Below are 13,753 nucleotides of genomic sequence, written 5' to 3' on the forward strand. Positions count from 1 at the left end.
ATACTGCTATGCCCGCCAAAATGAAAGCGGTTACATATTTTTTGGACTGTTTACCTGATTCCTCATCCATATTTTATTTTCCTTTGTAAGACAGAGGATATAACCCCTGTCTTAATGATGGAAATTACTTAACGACGGGCGCTGTTTCAAAAGTGTGATAAGGCGCTGGAGAAGGGACTGTCCACTCCAGAGAGTCCGCACCTTCCCATGGTTTATCTGCAGCTTTAACGCCACCCCGAATACATTTGATCACTATATACAGGAACAGCAGTTGTGTTGCTCCAAACATGAAACCACCAATACTTGAAATCATGTTGAAGTTGGCAAACTGTAGCGCATAGTCTGGAATTCTGCGTGGCATTCCAGCTAAGCCCAGGAAATGTTGCGGGAAGAATGTGATGTTAAAACCAATGACTGACAACCAGAAATGCCATTTACCCAGGGTTTCGTCATACATGTGTCCTGTCCACTTAGGCAACCAGTAATACACTCCGGCAAAAATCGAGAACAATGATCCGGATACCAGAACGTAGTGGAAATGCGCCACCACATAATAAGTATCCTGCAACTGGATATCCACCGGCGTAATAGCCAATACCAATCCGCTGAACCCCCCCAGGGTGAACAGGCAAACAAATCCGATAGCGAACAGCATCGGGGTTTCAAAGGTCATGGAACCCCGCCACATGGTGGCTATCCAGTTAAACACCTTTACTCCGGTCGGAACTGAAATCAGCATCGTAGAGTACATGAAGAATAACTGTGCTGGCGTTGGCAAACCTACGGAATACATGTGGTGCGCCCATACAACGAAAGACAGTATTGCGATGGAAGCAGTCGCATAAACCATGGAGGCATAACCAAACAATGGCTTGCGAGCGAAAGTTGGAATGATCTGCGAGATGATACCAAATGCCGGCAATATCATGATATACACTTCGGGATGACCAAAGAACCAGAAAACATGCTGGAACATGACTGGATCACCACCACCTGCTGCACTGAAGAAATGGGTGTCAAAGTGACGATCGGTTAGCAACATGGTTACCGCTCCCGCCAGAACTGGCATAACCGCAATTAACAGGTAAGCAGTGATAAACCAGGTCCAGACAAACAACGGCATTTTCATCATGGTCATGCCGGGTGCGCGCATGTTCAAAATCGTGGTAATGATATTGATTGAGCCCATGATGGAAGATATACCCAGAATGTGCACAGCCAGGATCGTCATATCATAAGAGATGCCACCTTGAATGAACAAGGGTGGATACATGGTCCATCCCCCTGCTACCGCTCCACCAGGCATAAAAAATGACGAAAGCAGTAAAATACCTGCTACAGGCAATAACCAGAAACTCCAGTTATTCATACGGGGGAAAGCCATGTCTGGCGCGCCGATCATCAGCGGCACCTGCCAGTTTGCAAAACCGACAAAGGCTGGCATGATCGCGCCAAACACCATGATCAAGCCATGCATAGTAGTTAGCTGGTTAAAGACTTGCGGCTGAAATAACTGTAGCCCTGGCTGGAATAATTCAGCACGGATCATCATGGCCAGCGAGCCGGCAAAAAGAAACATGAAGAAGCTGAACCATAAATAAAGCGTGCCGATATCTTTATGATTGGTGGTGGTTACCCAGCGCATGATGCCGCTAGGATGGTGATCATGACCATGCTCGTGTGCTGCTTCCATATCCCCTCCTCCTGTTATTTTCTTAAAGCTTTAACTTCGCTTGGTTGAATAGCATCACCTGTATTGTTGCTCCATGAGTTGCGCTCATAGGTGACAACCGCAGCGATGTCTGTATCAGAAAGCTGTTTTCCAAATGCCTGCATGGCTGTACCTGTACGTCCATTCAGAACAACCTCTGCATGCCCTTGTTTTGGACCCTTCACAGTAGCAGAGCCATCCAGGGCCTTGAATACATTTGGAATACCTGCGCCGTTCGCTTGGTGACATGCCACGCAATTGGTCGCATACACTTTTTCACCCATCGCTTTCAGTTCAGCAAGGGTAAATACCTTATCGGCGTTTTGTGCAGCTGCTGCGACTTTTGCCTGTTGATCAGCTACCCATTTAGCGTATTCGGCTGGTTCTTTTGCCTCTACAACAATAGGCATAAAACCATGATCCTTACCGCACAACTCTGCGCACTGCCCCCGGTAGGTTCCAGGCTTATCCACTTTAAACCAGGTGTCTTTAATAAATCCGGGGATGGCATCCTGCTTTACACCAAACGCAGGAACCCACCATGCATGAATCACGTCGTTAGCCGCCAGCAATACGCGAATCTTCTTGCCAGTAGGAACGACCATTGGATTATCAACCTCCAACAGATAATGCTCGCCCTTTTCGGCCTTGTTATCAATTTGATCTTTTGGTGTAGCCAGACTACTGATGAACTTTATGCCTTCTTTCTGGTAGTCATATTCCCACTTCCATTGGTAGCCTGTGACCTTTACCGTCATATCCGGGACAGAAGTATCGCGCATGGCCAATACGGTTTGTGTTGCCGGGAAGGCCATGCCCATCAGGATAAAAAATGGGACAATTGTCCAGATAATTTCAACTGTGGTGTTTTCGTGGAAGTGTGCTGCTTTATGACCAACTGACTTTCGATGCTTAAAAATAGAGTAAAACATGGCACCAAACACTACGACAAAAATCCCCACACACACCCAGAGAATCAGCGTATGTAGATGGAATATCTGATAAGCGATGGGTGATTCTGGCTGCTGGAGGTTGATAGCGTATTCTGCACGCGCCAGCATAGAATACAAAAATAGTGCGGCGCCCCCCCCTGTATTTCTTATCAGCTTAGCCATCATTCCATATTCCCCCTCTTTAGATTAACTTTGATGTTTTAAAACATACTATTTCCCAACTGAGGTCTTGCTTGAATCTGAACTGTTACTGCACTTCTGTTATTACTTTTTTCATATTAGCCTTACAATTTCAAGATACAACACCTACTGCCGACCCCTTCCAATTTAGTCGCCATAGGGCGATTCAATCAAAGCGATAAGTGCTGTCTCCCTTAAACCGGGTTCCGTAAAATGAATGAAGAAAATAATGGCTGAGATATACGCCATTTCCATCTGGCCGCGTGCGCAACCACCGAAACGAATTAGATAATTGAGCGATTAAAGTATGGGGAGTGATGAAAAAAAGAATGGATACAATTCGGAAAGCCGAATTAATAAAGAAATTCAGTCTTATAGTTAAACTGTGTTCAGCCAACAAGGTGATGCTGCTGCATTCCATGCCGTTACCAGTCCCCGATTTGAAGCTGGCAAATAACCAGCTAACATTTTGTCCCCGGCAGTCAGATTAAAAACTATCTATGCAATCACTAACGGGGTAAAAGAAGCGCATATTTTTATTTTAAATATGTCACTTTGCTCACTCATACAATTGAATGCAAAGTTAACACATACGACAGCCGCATGACAAGCAAAATATAAACACAACATATTGTTTTATAATAGCATTCTATTAACTGATAATTATATTACCATTTAATGAATCTTATCCCCATTAACAATATTTCTGTTGTGATTTTAGTTAGATAGTAAATAAAACTTGAAATATATGAAGATTTATACGGAATATAACTATATAAAGCTCTTTATATCTAAATATTTACTTGCGGCGATAGGAGTCGCTTGATCTTGATATGGACATATACCCATTAAGGGCGCATCGATTCTGTTTTCTAAAGCACGTATATTTTCATCAACAAATTGCATTTCCGGTCCTACCTGATTGGCCACCCATGCCACCAGTTCCAGCCCCGCCTGACGAATTGCCTGTACAGTCAACAATGCATGATTTATACAACCCAGCCGCATACCAACCACCAAAATCACAGGCAAGTTAAGCATTACGGCAAGATCGGCAGTTGTTTTGCTGGCAGTTAACGGCACAACAAATCCTCCTACACCTTCCACCATGACCACTTCCGCCATTTCTTGCAGCGCCTGATAGCGTGAGACAATCACGGCAAGATCAATTTCTACATTTGCCTGGGCAGCCGCAATGTGGGGGGCAACGGGGGGAAGAAACGAATAGGGATTAACCAGATTCAATGGTGCAGCTACATTACTATGAGCCTGAAGCATTTCCACATCACCACAAGTCATGCCTGCCAGCGCTGGTTCACAACCTGCTGCAATCGGTTTCATCCCCACCACTTTTTTTCCCTGATGGGCCAATGCATGGAGTAGCGCGCTAGTGATCAACGTTTTCCCAACACCGGTATCCGTACCGGTAACAAAATAGTTTTTTTTCATCCGGATTACAGCGCGCCTTTTTTTCGCTGGATATGCATCTGTATAATCTGGCTGCCATCTGACGTTTTCAGATTTTTTTGATTGACCCAGGCGTGGCCATATACCACCTCAAACGTTGCTGGTAATCGACCTTCTCGGCGAAACTGTTCATAGATGCTTTGCAACTTCGCCCACTCAGATTTACCCATCATGCCATGACGTCTGCCCATCGTGACATTGTGCGCACCCATCGCCTTGATTTCCTTCAGCAAGCTCATCAAATCCAAATACGTCAAGGTGATATATTCCATATCCATGACTGGCGCCGAAAAACCTGCATGCATCATTACGTCGCCTATATCGTGCATATCTGTAAAGCGATTGACATGAGTATGTCCATCCAGCCCACTGAATGCCTGGCGCAGTTCTTTAAGGGTATCAGGTCCAAAAGTGCTGAACATTAATAGCCCTTCCGGGGCCAAAACACGATGCAGCTCTGCAAACGTCACGTTAAGATCATTACACCACTGCAACGTTACGTTAGACCAGATCATATCCACACTGGAGGTTTTGAGTGGCAAACGATCCGCATCGCCACATACATAGTTGTCCAGTCGGGATTGCAGCAATGGCAAGTTACGCTTCCACCAGGGCGTCTGCACTCTGGCCGACATCAACATACCCAATGCCAAGTCCAGCGCGACAATATGCGCCTTGGAATATTCCGTTCGTAACGCACGCGTACCGTACCCTGTCCCCGAACCTAAATCCAGAATCGTTTTGGGGTCATGCTTGATATACTGCAAACGCTCCATCATGCGGTTGTTTATTTCGCGCTGTAATGCTGCAGCTGCGTCATAGGATTTAGCCGCACGATCAAAAGCCTGCCTGACGCCTTTTTTATCCACCTGAAAATTTTCAGCCACGCAGAAAACCCACCAGTAATTTTATAAAATCCTGTCGATGTGACAGAAAAGGCGCATGCGCACTTCCCGGCACTACTTCCAGTCTCGCCTTCAGCAGGTGATCTTTTAACCAGTACGCGACTGCAACAGGGGCAAGCGTATCGTACTCACCATGAATCAAGAGCACAGGTTGTGTAATCAAGCCAATCTCATCCCTCAGATCGCTTTCCTGCAAAATTCGCAACCCTGCGCGCAGCACTTCTATTGATGGCCGCCCCCTGGTAAACAGGTTTGCACGCAATTGCGCCATCACTTGCCTTGCGTCTTCACCTGCGCGCGCCTGCAGCGATAAAAATCGTTTCAGGGTTGCTTCGTAAGCCTGTTGCAAATTGCGTGCAAAAATATCGAACACTTCAGGGTCAATCCCGTTTTCCCAACATACACGTTTGGTAAAACAGGGGGTCGCGCCAACCAGTACCAGGCGTTCTACTTGCGCTGGTGATTGTTGCGCCCATGTCAGTGCAACTTGCCCTCCCAACGACCAGCCACACACATTGACCCTGCCAGGAAAACTACCCGCGAGTATCTCTGCAAGCCGGGTTAACGTATAGGGCTCACAGGCTGAACTGGCACCATAACCAGGCAAATCCACAACGTGTAACCGGAAGTGCTGTGCCAGCTGCTCCTGCACACCTTCCCAGATACCACCGTGCATCCCCCAACCGTGTAACAGCACCAGTTCTTTGCCGGCACCGTGCGTTTCTATGTGCAATTTCATGCTGGTACAATCAGTACAGCGTGAAAACCAGCCACATAAAACCTTCTTTTTTGCGTCATGAAGTTAAATCACTTTTTCCAACTCATTCAGCGCTTCCACTAGCTTGCGTGCATCTTCTAAACTGTGTGCCGCTGAAAAAGAAATCCGTAAACGCGCTTCCCCTTTCGGGACAGTAGGGGGCCGAATTGCAGGTACCAATATCCCCTTTTCCATCAGCGCAGCGCTGACTGCCAGCGTTTCTTTATTTGAACCAATCACAATCGGCTGGATTGGCGTTATAGAAGGCATGAGCTTCCAGCGCGCCAGTTTGAGATGATCTTTCAGATAACCCGCCAAATCCTGCAGTCTTTGCCTGCGCCAGCCCTCTTCCTGAATCAGATGCACACTGGCTAACAATGCATTCGCCAGCATGGGCGGAAATGCTGTCGTATATATATAAGTACGCGCACGCTGGATCAGCATCTGGATCAATTCCGGTGATCCCGCCACATAGGCGCCAAACACGCCTGCAGCCTTGCCCAATGTTGCCATGTAGATGATGCGAGGAGATTGTGTTGCAAAATATTCCAGCACCCCTTTACCTTCTCTGCCCAATACACCAAACCCATGGGCATCATCCAACAACAGCCAGGCATCATAACGCTCGCACAACTTCAACAATTCAGGCACGGGTGCGATATCGCCATCCATACTGAACACAGCATCCGTTACCACCAATTTGCGACGGTGCTTTGAAGCAATCAACTGCTTTTCCAGTTGCACCAGATCAAGGTGGGAATAACGCTGCATAGTTGCGCGGGAAACCAGCACGGCATCATTCAGGGAGGCATGATTGAGCTTGTCGGCAAATACCACGTCGTTTCTGCTTAACAGAGCCGAAACAACCCCCATATTCGCCATATAGCCTGTGGAGAACAGTAACGCATCAGGAAACCCAACCAATTCAGCCAGTGCCAGCTCCAGCTTGTGATGGGCTTCACTGTGACCTGTAATCAGGTGAGACGCGCCTGAACCTACACCATATTGCGCTGCCCCCCTGCACGCGGCATCAATCAGTGCAGGATGGTTTGCGAGTCCGAGATAATCGTTACTGCAAAATGACAGGTAATCCCTGCCATCAACACGTATGACCGCACCCTGAGCACTCTCAACGATACGACGACGACGAAACAGACCCTGCTCTTCCAGAGTCAGCAGATCATCATTTAAATAAGAAAACGGCATTCTCAGGTAGCGCTTTTGGCTACAGCGGGTGCATGCCCAGCTTATCCATGAGCGCTCTGTCTTTGTCTTCTCCGGGGTTGCTGGTAGTCAGCAATTTTTCGCCATAGAAAATGGAGTTAGCTCCACCCAGAAAACACAAGGTCTGAATGGCTTCTGACATTTCTTCCCGGCCCGCAGAAAGCCGTACAAAACTTTTTGGCATGGTGATACGTGCTATTGCAATGGTGCGAACAAACTCCAGCTGATCCAATGCTTCATTACCGTGTGCCGGAGTGCCTTCCACTTGCACCAGCATATTGATCGGCACTGATTCAGGAGCCGGGTCCAGATTAGCTAATTGCGCAATCAACCCTGCGCGCTGCCCACGGCTTTCGCCCAAACCGACAATACCACCACAGCATACATGTATCCCTGCCTGGCGAACCTTACCCAAGGTATCCAAACGGTCTTGGTAAGTACGGGTGGTAATAATTTCACCATAGAATTCCGGAGCCGTATCCAGATTATGGTTATAGTAGTCCAAACCGGCTTCAGCCAATTGCTCCGCCTGCCCATCACGCAGCATGCCCAACGTGGCGCAAGTTTCCAGCCCCAGCGCTTTCACGGCTTTCACCATTTCAATCACCGGGTCCAAATCACGCTGTTTAGGGCCGCGCCAGGCTGCACCCATACAAAATCGGCTTGCACCATTATCCTTAGCGGCTTTGGCTGCTGTCACAACCTCTTCCAGTTTAAGCAAGTCTTCACTTTCAACGCTACCTTCATGACGCGCCGACTGGGGACAATAACTGCAATCTTCAGAACAGCCTCCCGTTTTAATAGATAGCAGCGTGCTTAACTGAACGGCATTGGGATCAAAATTCTGCCGGTGAACTGTCTGCGCCTGATACAACAGATCACTAAAGGGCAACTCAAACAATGCTGCTACCCGGTCAACCGTCCATGAACCTGACTTAGCATCTTGTGCCGAAGGAATTGTCTCTTGCATAACCATGTCATTCATTTACTGGAACCTCAATTACCATATCTTGCCATTCATCTTTCTGGGCCTTAATCAGGTCCCAGATTCCCCACGGAATAATCACTATTGCCATTACGGCCCACACTGCCAGCAATCCATGCCAATTGTTAAATATCATGTAAATTGGCTGACCAAAAACAACCATTGCACCCGCAACACTATAAAACCGATATCCCGCAATTCTGTTGTAATACGCGACCTTTGGATTAGGATGATGGGCAATCGATGCATAGACAAATATCGACGCAGCAATCCAGATCATCAACAACGGAGGAATGATGGTTGCCACCAGACTGGCGATTGTGAACATCTGAGCAGATGAGCGCGAATTGCCAGCAGTGATTAATTTACTTGCTTTCACCGTTTTATCTCTACAAGAAAACCGAATGGAACAATATGCTGGACACTTTCAAAAATGAGGCATATCACGCTAGAATGGCCGAAATCATAAACTACTCAACCACATTGTCAAATTTTACGTTGAAAATTTTAAACAACTGTGCAAAATTTGTACAGCACATCATGCCACAAAATTGCATTTTGTGTGGTGCCGGCACGCAAAATAGTGGACTTTGCACGGCCTGCCATACTCATTTACCGCATCATTCGACGGCATGTTGCCCTATTTGCGCCCTCCCTACTTTTAACAGCGATATCTGTGGACGTTGCCTGAAAAAAGCGCCTGCTTTCAATAATACGCATGCCGCATTTACATACCAGTTCCCTGTGGACAGCCTGATTCATGCATTTAAGTACGGGGGCAATCTTGCTTTATCTGAGTTACTTGCTGATTATCTCATTACCGCGACTAGCTCTCAGCCCAAACCGGATCTCATTATTCCTATGCCTCTGCATCCTGCACGTCAAAGAGAGCGTGGCTTTAATCAATCATTGGAAATAGCACGTATCATTTCCAAAAAACTGCATATACCCCTCGCGATTAACCTCTGCACGCGTATTCGTGAAACGGCTCCTCAAGCTTCCCTAACGATCAAACAAAGACACGGCAACGTCAAAGGTGCGTTTGATTGCACAGGAGAGCAAATACAAGGAAGCCATATTGCTATTGTTGATGACGTAATGACTACTGGCACTACCATCAATGAACTTAGCCGCATTCTGCGCGACCAAGGTGCTGCCGAAGTCTCGGCGTGGATTGTTGCCAGGGCTTTATGAATTTTATAAGTGATTAACGCTGTAACTGCTTCAGTTTCTGCTCTACAAACGATAATAATTCCGGCGAAAGACTGCCCGATGCTTTTGCCCGACTAAATGCATCCTGCGCCTCGGCCGTGCGGTTTTCAGCTTGAAGCGAAATGCCCAGGCCCATCCACCAGACACCAGATTGAGGAGAAAGGCGAACCGCTTGCATATAATGATCAATAGCTTCTTTATTACGTCCTTCCCGTTGCAGCAGAGCCGCAAGAAAAGCCACATAGTCCGCCCTGCCGGCTGCTTGAGGTAAATAATTCAGCAATGTGACCGCGCCACCATGCACATCGCCTCTTTCCACCTGCAACCGTGCCAGCAGCATTGCAAAGCCAGATTGGCCCGGATCTTTATTCAACCCATCCTGTAAGCTGTGTTCAGCATCCGGTTGCCGTTTCTTTTCAAGCAACAAGCCTACCAGCGTTTGTCGTGCTGAAGCATGGTTTGGATTATCCAGCAGCGTTTGATCCAAAGCACTCATTGCTTCTATGACCCTGCCCTGCTGAATCAAGGCTATCGCCTTACGGTATTCGCTCTCTGCGCGTTGCTGCGGGGTTAATTCCTTTACTTGTTTATTAACGACAACTGGCCCACGCTGAGGAGCGGGCAGAGCTTTAGGCTTGATTTCCGTTGGCTGAGCAACCTGCGCTTCTGCTTGCACAGGAATTTCATTTTCGCTTAATAATACTGGCGGCTTGATGGGCTCTTCTGGCACAGGTACTTTTACCGATTCTTTAGATGCAGGGGCATGAAACTCAACCACTTTCTTTACCGGGGGCTGCAAAGGAATCACTTTTTCTGACTGGGCTTTGGGTACAACTGGTTGAACCACAGGCACTTCGCTTTGAGTGGAAATACGGTCTAAGTGCAAGCTCTGCGATTGCTTCAAATTCCCCATCGTTTCTGATGGCTGATTTTGGGTATTCGTTACAACTAATGGGTTTTGTTCCACTTTAGGCATTGCAGTTGGCTGTTGCTTGAGAAAAAACACCCAAACCAATACAGCAACCGTAACTATCAGCAGCCCCAAACCCAACAGCACAATTCCTTGCCGCCTGCCGCTTGAAGGTACAGCCTTGATCTGGGAAGACAACGGATCATTTTCACTATCAGCAGAGTGACGTTTATCCAGATCTTGCAGCATTTGGTTGATTAAACTCATTTTAAATACACCCATCCAATGCCAGCGACACTTGCTAAAGACCCCAACAACAATAACCACCAATAATCTCTAAAATCCTTTTTAGCCGCTATCGTATCTTGCGCGGCTATCTTTACATGCCGTTTTAATACCTGATACTTTCCTTCTCCATATGTCAGCATGAGTGACTTATGCGCCAATATATTTACCAGCCTGGGTACGCCATTACTCGCTGCAAATAGTTTCTGTAAAGCCCCGTGGCTAAAAAGCCTGCTACCTGCAAATCCAGCCACACTCAATCTGTGTGCAATATAAAACTCCAGTTCGGCTTTTGATAACTGTCTGAGTTTATAATGAAATGTAATACGTTGCGCTAACTGTCGAAGCGAATCCAGCTGTAGCTTTTCATCCAGTTCAGGCTGCCCGAACAATACTATCTGCAACAACTTGCGCTTCTCGGTTTCCAGATTGCTTAATAAACGCAATGCTTCCAGGCTTTCCAAAGGCATTGCTTGCGCTTCGTCCAGGCATAACACTACGCGCTTCCCTTCCCGGGCAAGTGCTAATAACCGAAGATTAATTGATTTCAGAAGATGGTGTTGATCAACGTCTTTTTCGAGCGTTATTTCCAGTTCGTCCGCCAGCGCAAACATCAACGTGCGCGGTTCGAGATAGGGATTGGGAATATAGGCTGTGACAAAGCTTTTATCCAGTGTTGCCAGAAATTTGCGACACAACATGGTTTTACCAGTGCCCACTTCCCCGGTAATCTTGATAAACCCTTCACCATTCTTTGTGGCAACTAAGAGGGTATTAAGCGCTTCCTGGCAATGGGAGCCAGCGAAAAAAAACGCTGTATCCGGTGTAATCGAAAAAGGTAATTCATGTATGCCGAAATGCTTTTGATACATAGTTACCTGAGTTCCCTACTCCTGGGGTCCAATTTCTGAATGCGACGCTGGCTTTCCAGCATGTCTGCTGTCCACTCACTTTCACCTTGAATGACGGTAGGCTTCAATAAAATAACCAATTCACGCTTTTGCACAACCTGATTGGTGTTTCTGAACAACCCACCCAGTACAGGCACGTCTCCTACACCCGGCAATTGCGAACGATCCGAATTGGTCGACTGACGCATTAAACCACCAATCGCAACAATTTGCCCATCTCTTCCGCGCACAATGCTATCTGTCTCAGACACCGCACTTGAAGCCAATGGAAGATTGATAGAACCAGCACTACCCAGATTCACCTGTTTATCAATAGTCGAAACCTGGCTAACTGAAGGATGGATATGAAGAATGATGTTCCCGTCCTGATCAATCTGCGGAGTCACATCAAGCGCAATTCCTGAAAAGAAAGGCTGCAATGTAACGCTGGGTGAAGTAGTTGTGCCGCCAGTGCCACTTGTCGATGTGGTACTCACATTGGTCACGAAAAACTCATCGGTACCCACTTTCAAAACCGCTTTCTGATTATTCAGCGTTGCGATGCGTGGGCTGGACAAAACATGCACATTACCCTGTGTTTCCAGGAAGGATAGTAGCGCGGCAAAATTACTGGTCTGGAAAGCCAATCCGAACAAACCCGCTCCCAGTAAAGCCGGATTCGTGACAATATCCTGACCCGCAACTGATGACAGGCTTGGATTAGTATAAGTGCGTGTCACAGCATCATAAGTTGATACACCAGTAGCTAATGGACCACTTGTTTGCAGCACCGTCCCTTGCGAAAGATTGCCTGCTGACAACCTGCTATTAGGACCAGTTTTAAAGGCTGCCCAGTTGATACCAGCCTGGTAGCTGTCATTCAACTGCACTTCAAGTATCTTTGCTTCCAGAATGACTTGCCTGTCTACGGACAGTTGCGTGGCTTTCAGATAAGCCGTCACTTGTTTCAGCTCTTCTGGCATAGCGCGGATAACCAGCACCCCCGACTGAGGGCTGACCACAACACTGCGACCCTCTTTATTGCCCACAATGGCATCCAGTGACGCTTTCAATTCCCCCCAGAAATCGCTGCTGGATGTGGTGCTGATCTTGCTGCTATCCAGGGATCGGGAAGTTGTTCCTGGTGATATCGTAGTGGTTGCTGCAGCTGGATTTGAGCCGCTGCCACCGGATGAATCACTCACTGAACCTGACGTTACACGAATATCAGATGTCCCCTTGCGACTTCCAGTCAAATAATTAACCTGAAACACTCGGGTTTGCATGGTAAGCGGTTGAATGAAAATACGCGTTCCATCTACTTTGTAATCGTAACCATAAATCTCACGAATGGCATCCAGCGCTTCAAAGACAGTCACATCTTTCAAGTTTGCTGATATCGAGCCTGCCACCTCGGGGTGAAGTAACATGCTATAACGTGTTCCGGAAACAATTCCCATGAAAACCTGATTTGCCGGGGCGTTATTAAATACCAGATCAAACCGCTGTTCAAGCGGCTTGCCAGTTTTAGGCATCTCAATCTTGAGTGGTGGCAACAAAGCAGCTGCCACCGCATCGGGTTGCGCTGGTGCCGCTTTAGTTTCAAGCGCTTTATTCATCTCAGCATTAATCTGGTCATAGGTCCCGTTCTTTAGCCCGGGAGCGGCACACCCTGCCAAACCAAGCGCCATGACTGCCAATGTAGCATTTCTCATTATATTCATTTCCTTCATTGCCTTGAACCAACTGCTTTGGCACGATGCCGGCTATTAACCAAGCGCTTTTCAATTTCCGGTAAAAGTTTCAAGGTTTGCACATCCTTGCCACTCTTTAACACGACCTCACTTTCGGTAATCCTGACCAGTCGCGCGTCGCCAAATTTTTCACCCAGCTTGACTGATTGCCCGCTGATCACAGCCATCTTTCTACCTTTTGAAATCAATACCGATTGCAAAACTGGTCCTTGTGCTTCAGACGCTACCGCGCCTGATTCAACAATCCCAAGGGATGCCGGCGGGCGAGTCGGATCCGCAAAATTTTCTGCTTGTGTGACAGACATCGACGACACAAAGAGCAGTACGCCAATAATTCCTGCCCTACAGCTCTGTTTGGTTAAATATTCAGCCATTTTTTATCCAGACTCAACGTATATAGGGTCAGTGTCAGAGTGGACTTTGGATCACTAGTGTCCGGTTAAAAATCGAACAAATTTAATTGGTTATCGAAATCGGTCTGTTCTGAGACGTAGCTACTGCCTGCGAAGGCTTGTAGTAG

At 47.2% G+C, this 13,753-nt stretch carries 13 protein-coding genes; 1 reads left to right on the forward strand and 12 read right to left on the reverse strand.

All coding sequences use genetic code 11. The features are described from left to right. Positions 1–124 precede the first annotated feature (124 nt). The 8 genes from ctaD to EDC63_RS11685 all read right to left on the reverse strand — a co-directional run bounded on the left by ctaD (position 125) and on the right by EDC63_RS11685 (position 8,561). Complete coding sequence (gene ctaD / locus EDC63_RS11650; RefSeq protein ID WP_124946230.1) at positions 125–1,693, reverse strand: cytochrome c oxidase subunit I; 1,569 nt, start codon at positions 1,691–1,693, stop codon at positions 125–127. A 14-nt stretch (positions 1,694–1,707) separates the two neighbouring features. Further along, positions 1,708–2,829, reverse strand: coding sequence for a cytochrome c oxidase subunit II (gene coxB, locus EDC63_RS11655; RefSeq protein ID WP_370685874.1), 1,122 nt, complete (start codon positions 2,827–2,829; stop codon positions 1,708–1,710). Between the two features lie 786 nt (positions 2,830–3,615). Next, the gene (gene bioD / locus EDC63_RS11660; RefSeq protein WP_124946231.1) at positions 3,616–4,293 is read right to left on the reverse strand and encodes a dethiobiotin synthase; all 678 of its coding nucleotides are present in this window, start codon (positions 4,291–4,293) and stop codon (positions 3,616–3,618) included. A gap of 5 nt (positions 4,294–4,298) precedes the next feature. Then, positions 4,299–5,198: a malonyl-ACP O-methyltransferase BioC gene (gene bioC / locus EDC63_RS11665; protein ID WP_124946232.1), complete on the reverse strand. Its 900-nt coding sequence runs from the start codon at positions 5,196–5,198 to the stop codon at positions 4,299–4,301. Then, entirely contained in the window at positions 5,191–5,955 is a 765-nt protein-coding gene (bioH, locus tag EDC63_RS11670; RefSeq protein WP_124946233.1) for a pimeloyl-ACP methyl ester esterase BioH, read from the reverse strand. Before bioH ends, bioC begins: the two co-directional genes overlap by 8 nt. Positions 5,956–6,018: 63 nt before the next feature. Beyond that, positions 6,019–7,179: an 8-amino-7-oxononanoate synthase gene (bioF, locus tag EDC63_RS11675; RefSeq protein WP_124946235.1), complete on the reverse strand. Its 1,161-nt coding sequence runs from the start codon at positions 7,177–7,179 to the stop codon at positions 6,019–6,021. Positions 7,180–7,198: 19 nt separating this feature from the next. Further along, complete coding sequence (gene bioB, locus EDC63_RS11680; protein ID WP_370685877.1) at positions 7,199–8,167, reverse strand: biotin synthase BioB; 969 nt, start codon at positions 8,165–8,167, stop codon at positions 7,199–7,201. Positions 8,168–8,174: 7 nt separating this feature from the next. Beyond that, a complete protein-coding gene (locus EDC63_RS11685; RefSeq protein WP_124946239.1) occupies positions 8,175–8,561 on the reverse strand; it encodes a hypothetical protein in 387 nt (128 codons plus the stop codon). Positions 8,562–8,722: 161 nt separating this feature from the next. On the opposite strand from EDC63_RS11685, the gene EDC63_RS11690 reads away from it, so the two are divergent. Continuing rightward, positions 8,723–9,376, forward strand: coding sequence for a ComF family protein (locus tag EDC63_RS11690; protein ID WP_124946240.1), 654 nt, complete (start codon positions 8,723–8,725; stop codon positions 9,374–9,376). 13 nt (positions 9,377–9,389) lie between these two features. Here the strand turns inward: EDC63_RS11690 and EDC63_RS11695 are convergent, their stop codons facing one another. The 4 genes from EDC63_RS11695 to EDC63_RS11710 are packed head-to-tail and all read right to left on the reverse strand — an operon-like array spanning position 9,390 to position 13,607. After that, positions 9,390–10,571, reverse strand: coding sequence for a tetratricopeptide repeat protein (locus EDC63_RS11695; protein ID WP_165922987.1), 1,182 nt, complete (start codon positions 10,569–10,571; stop codon positions 9,390–9,392). Further along, the gene (locus EDC63_RS11700; protein ID WP_124946244.1) at positions 10,568–11,461 is read right to left on the reverse strand and encodes an ExeA family protein; all 894 of its coding nucleotides are present in this window, start codon (positions 11,459–11,461) and stop codon (positions 10,568–10,570) included. Before EDC63_RS11700 ends, EDC63_RS11695 begins: the two co-directional genes overlap by 4 nt. Before the next feature lie 2 nt (positions 11,462–11,463). Beyond that, positions 11,464–13,194 (reverse strand): pilus (MSHA type) biogenesis protein MshL, encoded by a 1,731-nt coding sequence (gene mshL, locus EDC63_RS11705; RefSeq protein ID WP_124946245.1) that lies wholly within the window; start codon positions 13,192–13,194, stop codon positions 11,464–11,466. A gap of 14 nt (positions 13,195–13,208) precedes the next feature. Beyond that, on the reverse strand, positions 13,209–13,607 hold the full coding sequence (locus EDC63_RS11710; RefSeq protein ID WP_189836505.1) for a hypothetical protein: 399 nt from the start codon (positions 13,605–13,607) through the stop codon (positions 13,209–13,211). Positions 13,608–13,753: the final 146 nt, after the last annotated feature.

The organism is Sulfurirhabdus autotrophica, assembly GCF_004346685.1.
Lineage (GTDB): Bacteria > Pseudomonadota > Gammaproteobacteria > Burkholderiales > SMCO01 > Sulfurirhabdus > Sulfurirhabdus autotrophica.

Bases quoted from the DNA above. Each gene is read 5' to 3' on its own strand.
- bioB (WP_370685877.1), bottom strand. From the start codon at position 8,167: ATGCAAGAGACAATTCCTTCGGCACAAGATGCTAAGTCAGGTTCATGG.
- ctaD (WP_124946230.1), bottom strand. From the start codon at position 1,693: ATGGAAGCAGCACACGAGCATGGTCATGATCACCATCCTAGCGGCATC.
- mshL (WP_124946245.1), bottom strand. From the start codon at position 13,194: ATGAGAAATGCTACATTGGCAGTCATGGCGCTTGGTTTGGCAGGGTGT.
- bioF (WP_124946235.1), bottom strand. From the start codon at position 7,179: ATGCCGTTTTCTTATTTAAATGATGATCTGCTGACTCTGGAAGAGCAG.
- bioD (WP_124946231.1), bottom strand. From the start codon at position 4,293: ATGAAAAAAAACTATTTTGTTACCGGTACGGATACCGGTGTTGGGAAA.
- EDC63_RS11700 (WP_124946244.1), bottom strand. From the start codon at position 11,461: ATGTATCAAAAGCATTTCGGCATACATGAATTACCTTTTTCGATTACA.
- EDC63_RS11710 (WP_189836505.1), bottom strand. From the start codon at position 13,607: ATGGCTGAATATTTAACCAAACAGAGCTGTAGGGCAGGAATTATTGGC.
- EDC63_RS11695 (WP_165922987.1), bottom strand. From the start codon at position 10,571: ATGAGTTTAATCAACCAAATGCTGCAAGATCTGGATAAACGTCACTCT.
- EDC63_RS11690 (WP_124946240.1), top strand. From the start codon at position 8,723: ATGCCACAAAATTGCATTTTGTGTGGTGCCGGCACGCAAAATAGTGGA.
- coxB (WP_370685874.1), bottom strand. From the start codon at position 2,829: ATGATGGCTAAGCTGATAAGAAATACAGGGGGGGGCGCCGCACTATTT.
- bioH (WP_124946233.1), bottom strand. From the start codon at position 5,955: ATGAAATTGCACATAGAAACGCACGGTGCCGGCAAAGAACTGGTGCTG.